Below are 13807 nucleotides of genomic sequence, written 5' to 3' on the forward strand. Positions count from 1 at the left end.
TTAGCCGAATCAGACGCGCATCGGCATGAGCACGTAGAGCGCGGGCGCCTTGTCGTTTTCGCGGATCAGCGTCGGGGCGGCGGCATCGTTGAGATGCACTTCCACCACGTCGCCATCGATCTGGCCGAGGATGTCGAGCAGATAGCGGCTGTTGAAGCCGATTTCGAACGGCATCGCGGCATAATCGCCCGGCACCTCTTCGGCGGCGGTGCCGTTTTCGGGGCTGGTGACCGACAAAGTGATCTTGTCGCGATCCAGCGCCATCTTCACCGCGCGGGTCTTTTCGGTCGCGATCGTCGACACGCGGTCGACGCCCTCCATGAAGCTCTTGGGATCGAGTTTCAGGATCTTGTCATTCGCGGTCGGGATGACGCGGCTGTAATCGGGGAACGTGCCGTCGATCAGCTTGCTGGTCAGGATGGCATTGCCCAGGTCGAAGCGGATCTTGGTGCCCGACAGCGAGACGCCGACCGAGCCATCGATCTCGTCGAGCAGCTTGCGCAATTCACCGACGCATTTCCGCGGCACGATCACGTCGGGCATGCCCGCGGCGCCTTCGGGGCGCGGCAGCGTGACGCGGGCGAGGCGGTGGCCGTCGGTGGCGGCGGCCTTCAGCGTCGGCTCCGACGCTTCGTCCTGGACGTGCAGGAAGATGCCGTTGAGGTAATAGCGCGTCTCTTCGGTCGAGATGGCGAAGCGCGTCTTGTCGATGATCTGCTTCAGCGTGTCCGCCGGAATTTCGAACTGCGTCGGCAGCTCGCCCTCGGCGATCACCGGGAAGTCGTCGCGCGGCAGCGTGCCGAGGCTGAAGCGCGCGCGTCCGGCGACGATCGTCATGCGGCCTTCGGCGGCGGTCAGCTGCACCTGCGCGCCTTCGGGCAATTTGCGGGCGATGTCGAACAGGGTGTGTGCCGACACGGTGGTCGAACCCGGCTGGTCGACCGCGGCCTGCACCGATTCGTTGATCTGCAAATCGAGGTCCGTCGCCATCAGCCGCAGCTGGCCCTCGGCCGTCGCCTCGAGCAGCACGTTCGACAGGATCGGGATGGTGTTGCGCCGCTCCACGACGGACTGGACATGGCTCAGTCCCTTGAGGAGCGTTGCACGTTCGATCGTCGCCTTCATGGATATCCCCCGTCCCCCGAGTCCGGGGCGTGTTCCTCATCAGTCCTACCCACGAAAAAGGGGTCGGAGCAAGCACTCCGACCCCTCGGGTGATTCCGGTTAACAGCCGGTTAGCGGATTGGCCGCGAATCCGGTGTCGTCCTGCCCCTTGCCCGTCACCCCGGCCGAAGAGCCGGGGTCCTGCTTTACCGCCACGCTGGAGGAAGAAGCGGGACCCCGGGGCGAGCCCGGGGTGACGGGAGAGGGCTGGCCGTCAGAAGCGCATGCCGACGCCGGCGACCAGCTGGTGGCGATCGACGTCGATATTGTAGCGGCCGACCGAATTGTCGGCCTTGCCGTAGTTCGAGTAGCGATATTCGCCCTTGATATAGGTGTTCGCGCCAATCTGATGCTCCAGGCCCGCACCGAGGCGGAAGCCGTCGAGATCGGTGTGGTCGCGCGTCTCTGTCGTGCCTTGCGTGTAGCGGGTGTCGACGCGGGCGTTGGTATAGCCGCCCTTGGCATATGCCAGTGTCGTCGGGTTGAGCGGCACGCCGACGCGCGCGCCGAGATAGACGTCGCGGCCCATGCCGACGCGGAAGCGATCGCCCTGGTTGATCAGATTGTCGGTGCGCGTGTCGGTGGTCGATCCGGTCAGCTCGCCCTCGGCGCCGACGACGAGGTTGTTGAGCTGCACGTCATAGCCGACCGCGCCGCCGTAGACGAAGCCGTCGCTGGTATCGTGGCCGTCCTTCAGTGCGTCATAGCCGGCGACGCCTTCGATGCGCAGGCCGGTGAAGGGGGCGCCGGCGGTGGTCTGCGCGAACGCGGGGGCGGCGAGGGCGGTGGTGGCCACCGCGGCAAGAATCAGGTTACGCATAAGCTACTCCGTATGACGGGCGCCCCGAACGCTGGGGCGCGATGGGTCAATGGCCCAGACGGAACGGCGTTGCATGAACCTCAGCTAAACACGGAAAACCGTTGCTTTTGCGCCACAGCGATCCGAGACAGCGGGGATGACGTCCACCATTGTGCCGGGCCGCAAGGGCCGCGACTTTATCGCGCGACATGGCGAAACCGTGTTCAATGCCGCCCGGCGGTTGCAGGGCGATGCACCGCATACGCCGCTGACCCGCGCGGGCTTTGCGCAGGCCGACGAGATGGGGCGGGCGCTGCGCGATACGCTGGGGGCGGCGCCCGCGCTGACCTTGTGGGCCTCGCCGACGGGCCGCGCGTTACAGACGCTGGCGGTGATCGCCGAACATCTGGAACTCGACTGGCATGGCGCGCATCACGACGCGCGGCTGGTGGAGATCGGCATGGGGCGCTGGGGCGGGCGCTATTATGCCGATGTCGTGGGCGAAGTAGGGCCGGTGATCACGCCCGAAGGCCTGCTGCGTCCGGCGCCCGATGGCGAGCATTATGAGGCGATTGCGGCGCGCGTGACCGCATGGCTGGAAGCGACCGCGGACGATCCCGGCGACCGGCTGGTGATCATGCACGGCATTTCCAGCCGGGTGCTCCGTGGTGTCATGACCGGCCTGCCCGATCACCCCGAATGGCGCGCGCCGATCGCCGACGGTCTGCCGCAAGGATCGCTAGTGATGATCGAGCGGGGCGTGGAGACGATCGTCCATCGCGGCACGGGCCACGCCCCCGCGTGAGGCTGGGGGCGGTCCTGCTGCTGGCGATGGCGGTCGCGGGGCCCGCGGCGGCACGCGAGACGCTGGGCGTCTACAAGGGCTGGGGCGCGTTCCGTGATGCGGCGCCGCACCGCTGCTATGCCATCGCTCGTCCGGTGACGGCAGGTGGACGCAACGCGGGCTGGGCGAGCGTCGCGAACTGGCCGGACCGCGGCCTCAGCGCCTCGCTCCACATCCGCCTGTCGCGGGAGCGCGACCGCTCCGCCCCCGTGACGCTGACCATCGGCGAGCGCCGGTTCGAACTCGCCGCGGGCGGCCTCGACGCCTGGGCGACCGATGCACCCAGCGACCGCGCGATCGTCGCCGCCCTGCGCTCCGGCCGCAGCATGAGCGTCGAGGCGGTGGGCGGCGGAGGGCGCCCCTTCGCCGACGTCTATCTGCTCGCCGGTGCCGCCACCGCCATCGATGCGGCGACCCTGGGCTGCGTCGGATAGCCCGTCCCGGCGGCGGGATGGAAATGGACGCGGTTTTCCGCTATATGCCCGCGATGCTCGACAGCGTTGCGCCCCCCATGCCCATTCCGGGCCATATCGATCCTGTGCCCGTGCCGCGCGCGAAGACGCTGCGCGAGGATGGCCGGATCGACCTCATCGGCCTCGGCAAGGACGAACTCCGCCAGACGCTGCTCGACGCCGGCATGGAGCCGCGGCAGGCGAAGCTGCGCGCCAAGCAGATCTGGCACTGGCTGTACAATCGCGGCGCGACCGAGTTTTCGGCGATGACCGATATCGCCAAGGCGCAGCACCCGTGGTTGGAGCAGCGCTTCGTCATCGGCCGGCCGGAGGTGGTCGAGGCGCAGGTGTCGACCGACGGCACGCGCAAATGGCTGCTGCGCTCGCCCGACGGGCAGGATTACGAGGCGGTGTTCATCCCCGATGCCGATCGCGGGACGCTGTGCGTGTCGAGCCAGGTCGGCTGCACGCTCAACTGCCGTTTCTGCCATACCGGCACGATGCGCCTCGTCCGCAACCTGACCGCGGGCGAGATCGTGGGGCAGGTGATGCTGGCGCGCGATGCGCTGGGCGAATGGCCGAGCCAGCCCGAGGGGCGGATGCTCACCAACATCGTGATGATGGGGATGGGCGAGCCGCTGTATAACTTCGACAGCGTCCGCGATGCGTTGAAGCTGGTGATGGACGGCGACGGCCTAGCGCTGTCGAAGCGCCGCATCACGCTCAGCACCAGCGGTGTCGTGCCGATGATGGCGCGCGCGGGCGAAGAGATCGGCGTCAACCTCGCCGTGTCGCTGCATGCCGTCACCAAGGAAGTGCGCGACGAAATCGTGCCGCTCAACAAGAAATACGGCATCGAGGAGCTGCTGCAGGCGTGCGCCGACTATCCCGGCGCCAACAATGCGCGCCGCATCACGTTCGAATATGTGATGCTGAAGGATAAGAACGATTCGGATGCGGAGGCGCACGAGCTCGTCCGCCTTCTGCGCAAATATAAGCTGCCCGCCAAGGTCAATCTGATCCCGTTCAATCCCTGGCCGGGCGCGCCGTACGATACGTCGACGCCGGAGCGGGTGCGCCGGTTCAGCGACATCATCTTCGAAGCGGGCATCTCGGCGCCGGTGCGTACGCCGCGCGGCCGCGATATCGACGCCGCCTGCGGCCAGTTGAAGACCGCCGCGGAGAAGAAGAGCCGCGCGCAAATGGATCGCGAAGCCGAGGAAAAGATGGCGGCGCTCGGCTGAGCCCCGGGCAACCCGTTGGCGTAGCGCGGGTTATGACCCGGGCAACGTCACGATGGGATGTCCTTCATGCTACGCTCTTTCCTGATCGGCCTCGTCGCGGGCCAGCGCGGCATGACGCCGCTGGCGGTGGTCGCGGGTGCGGCACGGCAGGGGACGCTGTCGGCCGGGGCGCCGGGCGCTCGCCTGTTGGCGCATCCGGTCGTCGCCGGCGGCGCGGTTGCAATGGCGGCGGCGGAGATGGCGGGGGACAAGATGGCGACCGCCCCCGATCGCACCATCCCGCCGGGCCTGATCGCCCGCGCGATGAGCGCCGGATTCGCTGGCGCAGCGCTCGCGGAGCGGCGGCGCATGACGGGTGCGCTCGTTGCCGCCACGACCGCGGTGGCCGCGGCCTATGCGGGTCTCGCGCTGCGGCGCTATGGCATGCGGCGCTGGGGGCAGACTGCGACCGGCTTCGTCGAGGATGCCGCCGTGCTGGCCGGCGGGATCGCTATCGCACGTCTGCCGGCGCGCTAAACCCTTTTCATCGACCGAGCGGCCGGCCCATTGCGGCCGTCATCGCCGCGCGCTAGGCGCGGCCTTCGATGCGGTCCTATCAGCCATCGTCGGACCGTCGTCGAGCGCTGTCGCTGGCGCTGACCATTGCCGCGCACCTGCTGCTCGTCTGGCTGCTGATCCATCTGGCGCCCGTGTTCGACGTGCAGAAGGAGCCGGGCCGATCGCTCACCGTCAACATGTTGCCGATTGGGGATAATCAGTCGACCGCGACGAAGAGCGCCAAGGCGCCTGCGCGCGCTGCGCAGGCGAGCCGCCGCACCGCGCCCGAACCGCCCGCCGCACCCCGGACACCCGCCGATGACACGCCGGTCCCACCCCCGGTCGAGACGCCGTTCCCCGGCTATCTGGTGCTCAGCCGGAACGATTTCCGCGCGTCCGACGTCGGCAAGATGCCCTCGACCCGATCGGGCGGCAGCGCGGGCAAACAGCTGGCCGCGGCGGACGGACAGGGTGACGGCGATGCGGGCGAGACGAGCGCGTCGGCGGGCATCGGCCCGGGTGGCCAGCGGCTCTACGCCGCCGAATGGTATGTGCGGCCCAGCGCATCGCAGACCGGCCCGTACATGCCGCGCGAGCTGCCGGCGGGGTCGTGGGGCGAGATCGCGTGCAAGACCGCGCCCAATTACCGTGTCGAGGACTGCGTTCAACTCGGCGATTCGCGCCCCGGCCTGGGGCTGGCCCGCGCGCTGCGGGAGGCGGCGTGGCAGTTCAAGGTGCGCCCGCCGCGGATCAACGGCAAGCCCCAGATCGGCGCGTGGGTGCGCATCCACTATGACATCGTCGACCGCGATCCCGGCTGATCAGCCCCGCGCGCGCGCTCGTCGATACGTGCCGAGCACGCGCACCCATTTGGAATGGAAGCCCAGTTCCTCCAGCGCGCGATCGACCGCGGGGTCGCCCGGCTTGCCTTCGATATCGCAGAAGAATTCGGTCGCCACGAACTGGCCGCCGCGCTGATAGCTTTCCAGCTTGGTCATGTTGACGCCGTTGGTCGCGAAGCCGCCCATCGCCTTGTAGAGCGCGGCGGGGATATTCTTAACCTCGAAGATCAGCGTCGTCATCCACGGGCCCTCGCCGACCGGCGGCTTGCCGCCCCGCGCCAGCACGACGAAGCGCGTCGTATTATGTTCGGCATCGGCGATATCGACGCCCAGCAGGTTGAGGCCATAGATCGCCGCCGCGCCCGGCGGGGCAAGCGCCGCGATCGCCGGATCGCCCAGCTCGGCCACGTAGGCGGCGGCACCAGCGGTGTCGGGATAGGCGGCCTGCGCGATGCCGTGCGCCTTCAGCCAGTGACGGCACTGTCCCAGCGCCTGCGGGTGGCTCATCGCCTCGCGCACCTGCTCGCGCGTGCCCGGTCCCATCAGGGCGTGGCGGATCGACAGGAAATGTTCGCCGGTGATGACCAGCCCCGACTCCGGCAGCAGGAAATGCATGTCGGCGACACGGCCGTGCAGCGAGTTTTCGATCGGGATTACCGCGCAATCGGCACGCCCGTCGCGGACCGCGTCGATCGCATCTTCGAAGCTGAAACAGGGCAACGGCAGGCCGCCGGGAAAGGTTTCGGTGACGGCGACATGGCTGTTCGCGCCCGGCGCGCCCTGAAAGGCGACGGCGCGTTCCGGCTCGGCGGCGGCGGCGGCGGTCATCGCGGCGACGATCGGGCGGGCGGGGGCGGCATAGGTCTCCATGGGGCCGCGGGCCTAGTGGCGTGGGGGCTGACCGGCAAGCGATGCTTGCGGACGGCCCGCGGCTTTCCTATGGGTTCGCTGCGCAAAGTATAAAACAGGGGCAGCGTTAGGCAGATGGATAACCGCACCAATACGATCGCCGGGTGGACGCTGGCAGCCTGCGGGCTCGCGCTCGGTCTGTCGATCGTCGGCGGCATGGCCTTCCACAGCGAGCGCCCCGAAAAGATGGGCTATGCGATCGAGGGCGTCGAGGAAGCCGGTGGCGGCGGCGAGGCCGCTGCGGTGCCGATCGCGACGCTGCTGCCGACCGCCGACGTCGCCAAGGGCGCCGAAGTGTTCAAGAAGTGCGCCGCCTGCCACACCGTCAACCAGGGCGGGGCGAACGGCATCGGCCCGAACCTGTACGGGACGCTCGGCGAACCGATCGGCCAGGGCAAGGGCGGCTTCGCCTTCTCCGACGCGCTGAAGGGCGTCGGCGGCAATTGGGACTTCGACAAGATGAACGCGTGGCTGACCAGCCCGCGCAAGTTCGCGCCAGGCACGAAGATGACCTTCGCCGGCCTCGGCAATGCGCAGGATCGCGCCAACGTCATCGCCTATCTGAACAGCCAGGGTTCGAACCTGCCGCTGCCGGCGGCACCGGCCGCGGGCGCTGCGCCGGCGAAGGAAGGCGCGGAAAAGCCTGCGACCAACGCCGCCAAGGATTCGATCACCAACACCGACGCCGCGAACAACCTCGGCAACACCGGCACGCCCGCGTCGGGCGCTCCGTCGGTCGATCCCAACGCCGCCAAGGAAGGCGCGAAGGCGGGGAAGTAGAATAATCGTCCCTCCGGGGAGGGAAGCGCCGGAGCGGGCGACAGTTGCCCATTACCCGTCACCCCGGCCTTGAGCCGGGGTCCCGCTTCGCCTTCAGCAGCAATGCAGGCTTACGTGACGTCGAAAGCGGGACCCCGGGTCAAGCCCGGGGTGACGGTACGTTTCGAAAGGTCGAGCGAAACGGGTACTCCGTCAGAGGGCGAGCCCGCGCTCAGCCCTCCTGCTTCGCCTGTTCTTCGTAGAACGCCCGCACGACGTCCCAGGCCTCTTCGGCGGTTTCGACATAGGTGAAGATGCCGAGATCGCGCTGGCTGACGACGCCTTCATCGACCAGCGCCTGGAAGTTCACCACCTTTTCCCAGAATTCGCGGCCGAACAGCAGCACGGGGATCGGCTTGATCTTGCCGGTCTGGATCAGCGTCAGCAGTTCGAACAGTTCGTCGAACGTGCCGAACCCGCCGGGGAAGGCGGCCAGCGCGCGGGCGCGGAGCAGGAAGTGCATCTTGCGCAGCGCGAAATAGTGGAACTGGAAGCTCAGCGACGGCGTGACATAGGGGTTGGGCGCCTGTTCGTGCGGCAGGACGATGTTGAGGCCGATCGATTCGGCGCCGACATCGGTCGCGCCGCGGTTGGCCGCTTCCATGATCGACGGGCCGCCCCCGGAGCAGACGACGAACTGGCGCATCCCCTTCTGGTCGCGCGGCACGCGGCTGGCGATCTGCGCGAGTTCGCGTGCGACCTCGTAATAGCGGCTCTTGTCGACCAGCCGCTGCGCGATCGCGCGGCTGGTGTCGTCGGTGGCGAGCTCCAGCATCGCCTGCGCCTTGGCAGGCTCCGGAATGCGCGCCGAGCCGTACATGACGAAGGTGGAGGCAATCTTTGCCTCTTCCAGCAGCAGTTCGGGCTTCAGCAATTCGAGCTGGAAGCGGACGGGGCGCAGATCCTCGCGCAGCAGGAAGTCCATGTCCTGGAAGGCGAGCTTGTAGGCGGGGTGCTCGGTCTGCGGCGTCGAGATCGCCTGTTGGGCGGAGGCGGCATCCTGGCTGGCGCGGGGGAAGACCCGCTCGGGTACGCGTGTATCGGTCATCCGAGGGAAGTAGAGCAAAGCTTCCGCCCGCTCAACGGCCTATCGGCACAGGCCGGCATGATCGTCTTCCAGGTGCAGATGGTTTCGATGCGCGGCATTATACGCCGGCGACAGGACCGTGCCGAACCGCCGGCACGCCGAGGCGTGGATCGTCGTCAGGAAGCGTTGCACCGCCGGGTCCGGTGAGGTCCAGTCGTTCAGGATCGAGACGCGCCGCCCGTCCTTCAGCGTGACGCCGCCGATATCGATCGCGTTGGCGATCGCGTGGCCGGAGCGGCGATTGCCGTGCGCCGCGCCGACGACGTTGCGGCAGGCATAGCTGCCCATGCTCTGCACGCTCGCGAGTTCGCTGCCCAGGATCTGGTAAGCGGCGGGAGCCACCGCATTGCGTACCCAGGCTGAAAAGGCGCGTGCCTCGCCGCAGCGGACCGCGCCAAGGCCGGGGACGGGCACGCCGATCTCGACCAGCTGCACTGCGCCCGACAGGCCGCAGCCGTTGCCGTAATCCTTGTCCGGCAGCACGCGATAGGCGACGTTCATGGCGCGCAGGTCGGCGAGGCATTGTGCGGTCTCGCGAATCGACGGGGTCACGATCGACGCGCGGGGTGCGCGCGCCGGGGCGGGCGCGGGCCGCTCGCGGCTGCCGCACCCGGCCAGCGCGAGCAAGGCGGCCGCCGTCGAAACCCTGTTTACCGCAATACGCACAAGCCCCCCCCGTCCCAGCTGGGGGGGCGTTCGGCGATCGGCACGCTCGGCGATAGGGGCGTTACGACAACCGGTGCCGCTGGAGCGACGACAGCTCGGTCATCAGCTTTACCAACAGGATCGCGAGCGGGACGTCGATGGCGAGGCCGAGCACATACAGCCAATTGGCTTCGATCGCGGTGGCGACGTCCTTCGCCGCCATCGTCGCGCGGAAGGTCACCTGGCCGAACACGTTGGTCGCGAGCCACAGGCCCCACCAGACGCGCATCCAATAGGGCGTAGTTACCGCCTGCGGATCGTCGGGTGACACGGTCGCCGCCCAGCTCTCGCGCACGCCGATGAACGGCTTCCACAGCGTCGCGATCGGCACGAAGAACCAGCCAACGTTCCAGCCGGGCGAAATGGTCATGGTCTCGCTCCACTGATGCGCGTTGCGGTTGACCAGGAAAATCCAGCGCAGGACGGCAACACCGCTGAGGAGAAACATCAGCATGAACAGGCCGCCGGTCACCGCCGCAATATCGTCGGACAGTGCGATGGCGGCATGATCGCGCATCGCGCCACCGAGCCCGCCGAGGACGTTGATCTGCCACAGGCTGGCCAGCGCGATGGCGATATCGCTGGCCAGCCAAAGCCAGACGAGGATGGTGGCGCGGCGCGCGGGGCGTGTAGGGTCGGTCGTCATGACGGCTCCTATCGGCAATGTGTCCGATTCGAACATTCCCCGATCGAGGGTGCCCTGTCGAGGGGCTTTCCTGCCGATGGCCGGGATCAGCGCGCGGTCGTGCCCCGTTGCGTCAGCAGCGCGGCCTGTCGTGCCGAAACCTGCCTGACAATCCGAACCATCAGGATGACGAGCGGTACGTCGATCGCGAGCAGCGCCACGTCCGCCCAGCGTGCGGCCGCGAGGTGCGACGCACGGTGCGCCTCATCCATCAGCGTTCCGCCGATCGGTCCGAACAGATTGGCGAGCAGCCACAACCCCCACCACCAGCGCAGCAGCGCGGGCACCGGCACCGTGTGGGGCGCAACCGGATCGATGCTCGTCCGCCAGATGTCCACCATGCCGCGAAACGGGCGCCACAGGTTGAGCACGGGAAGGAAGAATCGTCCGACCGCCCACCCCGGCGACACCGCGATCCGGTCGCTCAGTGCATGCGCACGGACGGCGGCGCGATACACCCAGCGCAGGACCAATACGATCGTGACGAGATGGACCAGGATCGCGACCGAGCCGATCGCCTCGCCGACCGGTGCCGCTTGGGCAAGATGGTCGGGTGAGGGTGTGCCGCCTAAGGCCGCCACAGTGCTCAGGGCGAAGACGGCATAGGCCGCGACCGCCGCCTGACAGGCCAGCCATATCCACAGCCACGCCACGGTCGCCTTCGCTCCCGTCTTCGGCGCTGCCGCAATGTCCATGGCCTCATCCCCCCTTCGCCCTGTCAGGTTAGTATCGTGCAGCCCGCGCGAATGGTCGATCCGAACTTTTGCACGCCTTTTGAGTTGCCAGCGCCGGCACGTGCCACTAGGGCGGTAGGCGGGCCACGCCGTCCCAACGCGGCGCGCGCTCTCTGTGAGGAGAGATACATTGACGGATACCGCCACCGCACCCGCCGTTACGGGTGCGACCAAGCCGACCACCAAACCGGCACGCCCCTTCTTCAGCTCCGGTCCCTGCGCCAAGCCTCCGGGCTGGGATGCGTCGAAGCTCGCCACCGATTCGCTCGGCCGTTCGCATCGCTCCAAGATCGGCAAGCAGCGCCTGCAATATTGCATCGATCTGATGCGCGAGCTGCTGAACCTGCCCGACACGCACCGCATCGGCATCGTGCCGGGCAGCGACACGGGCGCGTTCGAGATGGCGATGTGGACGATGCTCGGCGCGCGTCCCGTGACGGCGCTCGCGTGGGAAAGCTTCGGCGAAGGCTGGGTGACGGATGCCGTCAAGCAGCTCAAGATCGACCCCACCGTCATCCGCGCGGATTACGGCCAGCTGCCCGACCTCGGCCAGATCGACTGGACGAATGACGTGCTGTTCACCTGGAACGGCACCACCAGCGGCGTGCGGGTGCCGAATGCGGACTTTATCCCGGACACCCGCGAGGGCCTGTCCTTCGCCGACGCGACCAGCGGCGTGTTCGCCTATGATATCGACTGGTCGAAGATCGATGTCGCGACGTTCAGCTGGCAGAAGGTGCTTGGCGGCGAGGGCGGTCATGGCGTCCTGATCCTCGGCCCCCGCGCGGTCGAGCGGCTGGAAAGTTACACGCCGGCCTGGCCGCTGCCCAAGGTGTTCCGCCTGGTGTCGAAGGGCAAGCTGACCGAAGGCATCTTCAAGGGCGAGACGATCAACACGCCGTCGATGCTGGCGGTGGAGGATTGCATCGCCAGCCTCGAATGGGCGAAGTCGTTGGGTGCGGGCGGCTTGATCGCGCGCTCGGACGCCAATGCGGCGGCGCTCGACCGGATCGTCGCGGAGCGCGACTGGCTCGGCCACCTCGCGCAGGACCCGGCATCGCGGTCGAAGACCAGCGTGTGCCTGACCGTGGAGGGCGCCGACGAAGCGTTCATCAAGGCGATGGCCGGCGCGCTGGAAAAGGAAGGCGCCGCCTTCGACGTCGCCGGATATCGCGATGCCCCGGCGGGCCTGCGCATCTGGTGCGGCGCCACGGTCGATACCGCGGATATCGAGGCGCTCGGTCCGTGGCTCGACTGGGCCTACGCGACCGCCAAGGCTGCGGCCTAATCCTCATTGTCACCCCGGGCTTGACCCGGGGTCCCGCTTCTTCCCGCCGCCCGCTGCAATTAAGCGGGACCCCGGCTCAAGGCCGGGGTGACGGCGTATCTCTTCAAGGACACTCTTATGCCCAAAGTCCTCATCAGCGACAAAATGGACCCCAAGGCCGCGCAGATCTTTCGCGAGCGCGGTGTCGAGGTCGACGAGATCACCGGCAAGACGCCGGACGAACTGAAGGCGATCATCGGCCAGTATGACGGCCTCGCCATCCGCAGCTCGACCAAGGTCACCAAGGATATCCTCGAGCACGCGACCAACCTGAAGGTCGTCGGCCGCGCCGGCATCGGCGTCGACAACGTCGACATCCCCGCCGCCAGCGCCAAGGGCGTCGTGGTGATGAACACGCCGTTCGGCAATTCGATCACCACCGCCGAACACGCCATCGCGTTGATGTTCGCGCTCGCCCGCCAACTACCTGAGGCGGATGCCTCGACGCAGGCGGGCAAGTGGGAAAAGAACCGCTTCATGGGCGTCGAGCTGACCGCGAAGACGCTGGGCCTGATCGGTGCCGGCAATATCGGCAGCATCGTTGCCGACCGCGCGCGCGGCCTGAAGATGAAGGTCGTGGCGTTTGATCCGTTCCTGACGCCGGAACGTGCGATCGAGATGGGCGTCGAGAAGGTGACGCTCGACGAATTGCTCGCGCGTGCCGACTTCATCACGCTGCACACGCCGTTGACCGATCAGACGCGCAACATCCTGTCGGCCGAGAATCTCGCCAAGACGAAGAAGGGCGTGCGCATCATCAATTGCGCGCGCGGCGGCCTGCTCGACGAGGCGGCGCTGAAGGAAGGCCTCGATTCGGGCCATATCGCCGGCGCCGCGCTCGACGTGTTCGTCGAGGAGCCGGCCAAGGCGTCGCCGCTGTTCGGCACGCCGAACTTCGTCAGCACGCCGCATCTCGGCGCATCGACCACCGAAGCGCAGGTCAATGTCGCGATCCAGGTCGCCGAGCAGATGGCCGACTTCCTGGTGTCGGGCGGCGTCACCAACGCGCTCAACATGCCGAGCCTGTCCGCTGAGGAAGCGCCGAAGCTGAAGCCCTATATGGCGCTTGCGGAGAAGCTGGGTTCGCTGGTCGGGCAGCTCACCACCGGCGCGATCAGCCGCATCTCCGTCCATACCGAAGGCGCGGCGGCGGACCTCAATGCCAAGCCGATCGTCAGCGCGGTGCTCGCCGGGTTCCTGCGCAACCAGACCGACACGGTGAACATGGTCAACGCGCCGCTGCTCGCCCGCGATCGTGGTGTCGAGGTGCGTGAGGTGCGGACCGAGCGCGAGGGCGATTACCACACGCTGCTGCGCGTGTCGGTGAAGACCGCGGACGGCGAACGCTCGGTCGCGGGGACGCTGTTCGGCGATCAGGCGCCGCGCTTGGTCGAGCTGTTCGGCATCAAGGTGGAGGCCGATCTCGCCGGCCCGATGCTCTATGTCGTCAACGAGGACGCGCCGGGCTTCATCGGCCGTCTCGGCACGACGCTGGGCGAGGCGGGCGTCAACATCGGCACCTTCCACCTCGGCCGCCGTTCGGCGGGCGGCGAGGCGGTGCTGCTGCTCTCGGTTGACGAAGCGGTGAGCGCGGACCTGCTCGCGAAGGTGAAGGCGCTGCCGGGCGTGAAGACCGCAATGGGCCTGGCGTTCTGATGA

General features: G+C 67.9%; 15 protein-coding genes. 8 read left to right on the forward strand and 7 right to left on the reverse strand.

Annotation, left to right across the window (positions count from 1 at the left end; genetic code table 11):
- Nucleotides 1-9: 9 nt before the first annotated feature.
- Nucleotides 10-1125, reverse strand: a complete 1116-nt coding sequence (dnaN, locus tag GGR47_RS08555; RefSeq protein ID WP_017979928.1) for a DNA polymerase III subunit beta — start codon at nucleotides 1123-1125, stop codon at nucleotides 10-12.
- A 253-nt stretch (nucleotides 1126-1378) separates the two neighbouring features.
- Nucleotides 1379-1984 (reverse strand): outer membrane protein, encoded by a 606-nt coding sequence (locus GGR47_RS08560; protein ID WP_063686258.1) that lies wholly within the window; start codon nucleotides 1982-1984, stop codon nucleotides 1379-1381.
- Between the two features lie 136 nt (nucleotides 1985-2120).
- On the opposite strand from GGR47_RS08560, the gene GGR47_RS08565 reads away from it, so the two are divergent.
- From GGR47_RS08565 to GGR47_RS08585, 5 genes are all read left to right on the forward strand, one after another.
- A complete protein-coding gene (locus tag GGR47_RS08565; RefSeq protein ID WP_147037064.1) occupies nucleotides 2121-2768 on the forward strand; it encodes a histidine phosphatase family protein in 648 nt (215 codons plus the stop codon).
- Nucleotides 2765-3241: a hypothetical protein gene (locus GGR47_RS08570; RefSeq protein ID WP_147037063.1), complete on the forward strand. Its 477-nt coding sequence runs from the start codon at nucleotides 2765-2767 to the stop codon at nucleotides 3239-3241. The genes GGR47_RS08565 and GGR47_RS08570 overlap by 4 nt, the downstream gene beginning before the upstream one ends.
- Before the next feature lie 77 nt (nucleotides 3242-3318).
- Entirely contained in the window at nucleotides 3319-4503 is a 1185-nt protein-coding gene (gene rlmN, locus GGR47_RS08575) for a dual-specificity RNA methyltransferase RlmN (RefSeq protein ID WP_145957912.1), read from the forward strand.
- Nucleotides 4504-4569: 66 nt separating this feature from the next.
- Entirely contained in the window at nucleotides 4570-5019 is a 450-nt protein-coding gene (locus tag GGR47_RS08580; protein WP_244305249.1) for a DUF4126 domain-containing protein, read from the forward strand.
- A 68-nt stretch (nucleotides 5020-5087) separates the two neighbouring features.
- Complete coding sequence (locus GGR47_RS08585; RefSeq protein WP_147037061.1) at nucleotides 5088-5861, forward strand: hypothetical protein; 774 nt, start codon at nucleotides 5088-5090, stop codon at nucleotides 5859-5861.
- Here GGR47_RS08585 and GGR47_RS08590 read toward each other — a convergent pair whose 3' ends face one another.
- Nucleotides 5862-6752: a prephenate dehydratase gene (locus GGR47_RS08590; RefSeq protein WP_147037060.1), complete on the reverse strand. Its 891-nt coding sequence runs from the start codon at nucleotides 6750-6752 to the stop codon at nucleotides 5862-5864.
- Between the two features lie 114 nt (nucleotides 6753-6866).
- Between GGR47_RS08590 and GGR47_RS08595 the strand changes: the two genes are divergently transcribed.
- A complete protein-coding gene (locus GGR47_RS08595) occupies nucleotides 6867-7571 on the forward strand; it encodes a c-type cytochrome (RefSeq protein WP_147037059.1) in 705 nt (234 codons plus the stop codon).
- A 211-nt stretch (nucleotides 7572-7782) separates the two neighbouring features.
- On the opposite strand, the gene GGR47_RS08600 is transcribed toward GGR47_RS08595, so the two are convergent.
- The 4 genes from GGR47_RS08600 to GGR47_RS08615 all read right to left on the reverse strand — a co-directional run bounded on the left by GGR47_RS08600 (nucleotide 7783) and on the right by GGR47_RS08615 (nucleotide 10782).
- Complete coding sequence (locus tag GGR47_RS08600; RefSeq protein WP_017979919.1) at nucleotides 7783-8658, reverse strand: LOG family protein; 876 nt, start codon at nucleotides 8656-8658, stop codon at nucleotides 7783-7785.
- 39 nt (nucleotides 8659-8697) lie between these two features.
- Nucleotides 8698-9324 carry an extensin family protein gene (locus GGR47_RS08605; protein WP_183949507.1) on the reverse strand — a complete coding sequence of 209 codons (627 nt, stop codon included), beginning with the start codon at nucleotides 9322-9324 and terminating at the stop codon, nucleotides 8698-8700.
- Between the two features lie 100 nt (nucleotides 9325-9424).
- Complete coding sequence (locus GGR47_RS08610) at nucleotides 9425-10048, reverse strand: DUF4328 domain-containing protein (protein ID WP_147036649.1); 624 nt, start codon at nucleotides 10046-10048, stop codon at nucleotides 9425-9427.
- 86 nt (nucleotides 10049-10134) lie between these two features.
- On the reverse strand, nucleotides 10135-10782 hold the full coding sequence (locus GGR47_RS08615) for a DUF4328 domain-containing protein (protein WP_147036650.1): 648 nt from the start codon (nucleotides 10780-10782) through the stop codon (nucleotides 10135-10137).
- Nucleotides 10783-10951: 169 nt separating this feature from the next.
- Here GGR47_RS08615 and GGR47_RS08620 point away from each other — a divergent pair, with 169 nt between their 5' ends.
- Nucleotides 10952-12109, forward strand: a complete 1158-nt coding sequence (locus tag GGR47_RS08620) for a phosphoserine transaminase (RefSeq protein WP_147036651.1) — start codon at nucleotides 10952-10954, stop codon at nucleotides 12107-12109.
- A 117-nt stretch (nucleotides 12110-12226) separates the two neighbouring features.
- Nucleotides 12227-13804, forward strand: coding sequence for a phosphoglycerate dehydrogenase (gene serA, locus GGR47_RS08625; protein WP_147036652.1), 1578 nt, complete (start codon nucleotides 12227-12229; stop codon nucleotides 13802-13804).
- Nucleotides 13805-13807: the final 3 nt, after the last annotated feature.

The sequence above is a fragment of the Sphingomonas aquatilis genome (assembly GCF_014196115.1).
GTDB lineage: Bacteria > Pseudomonadota > Alphaproteobacteria > Sphingomonadales > Sphingomonadaceae > Sphingomonas > Sphingomonas aquatilis.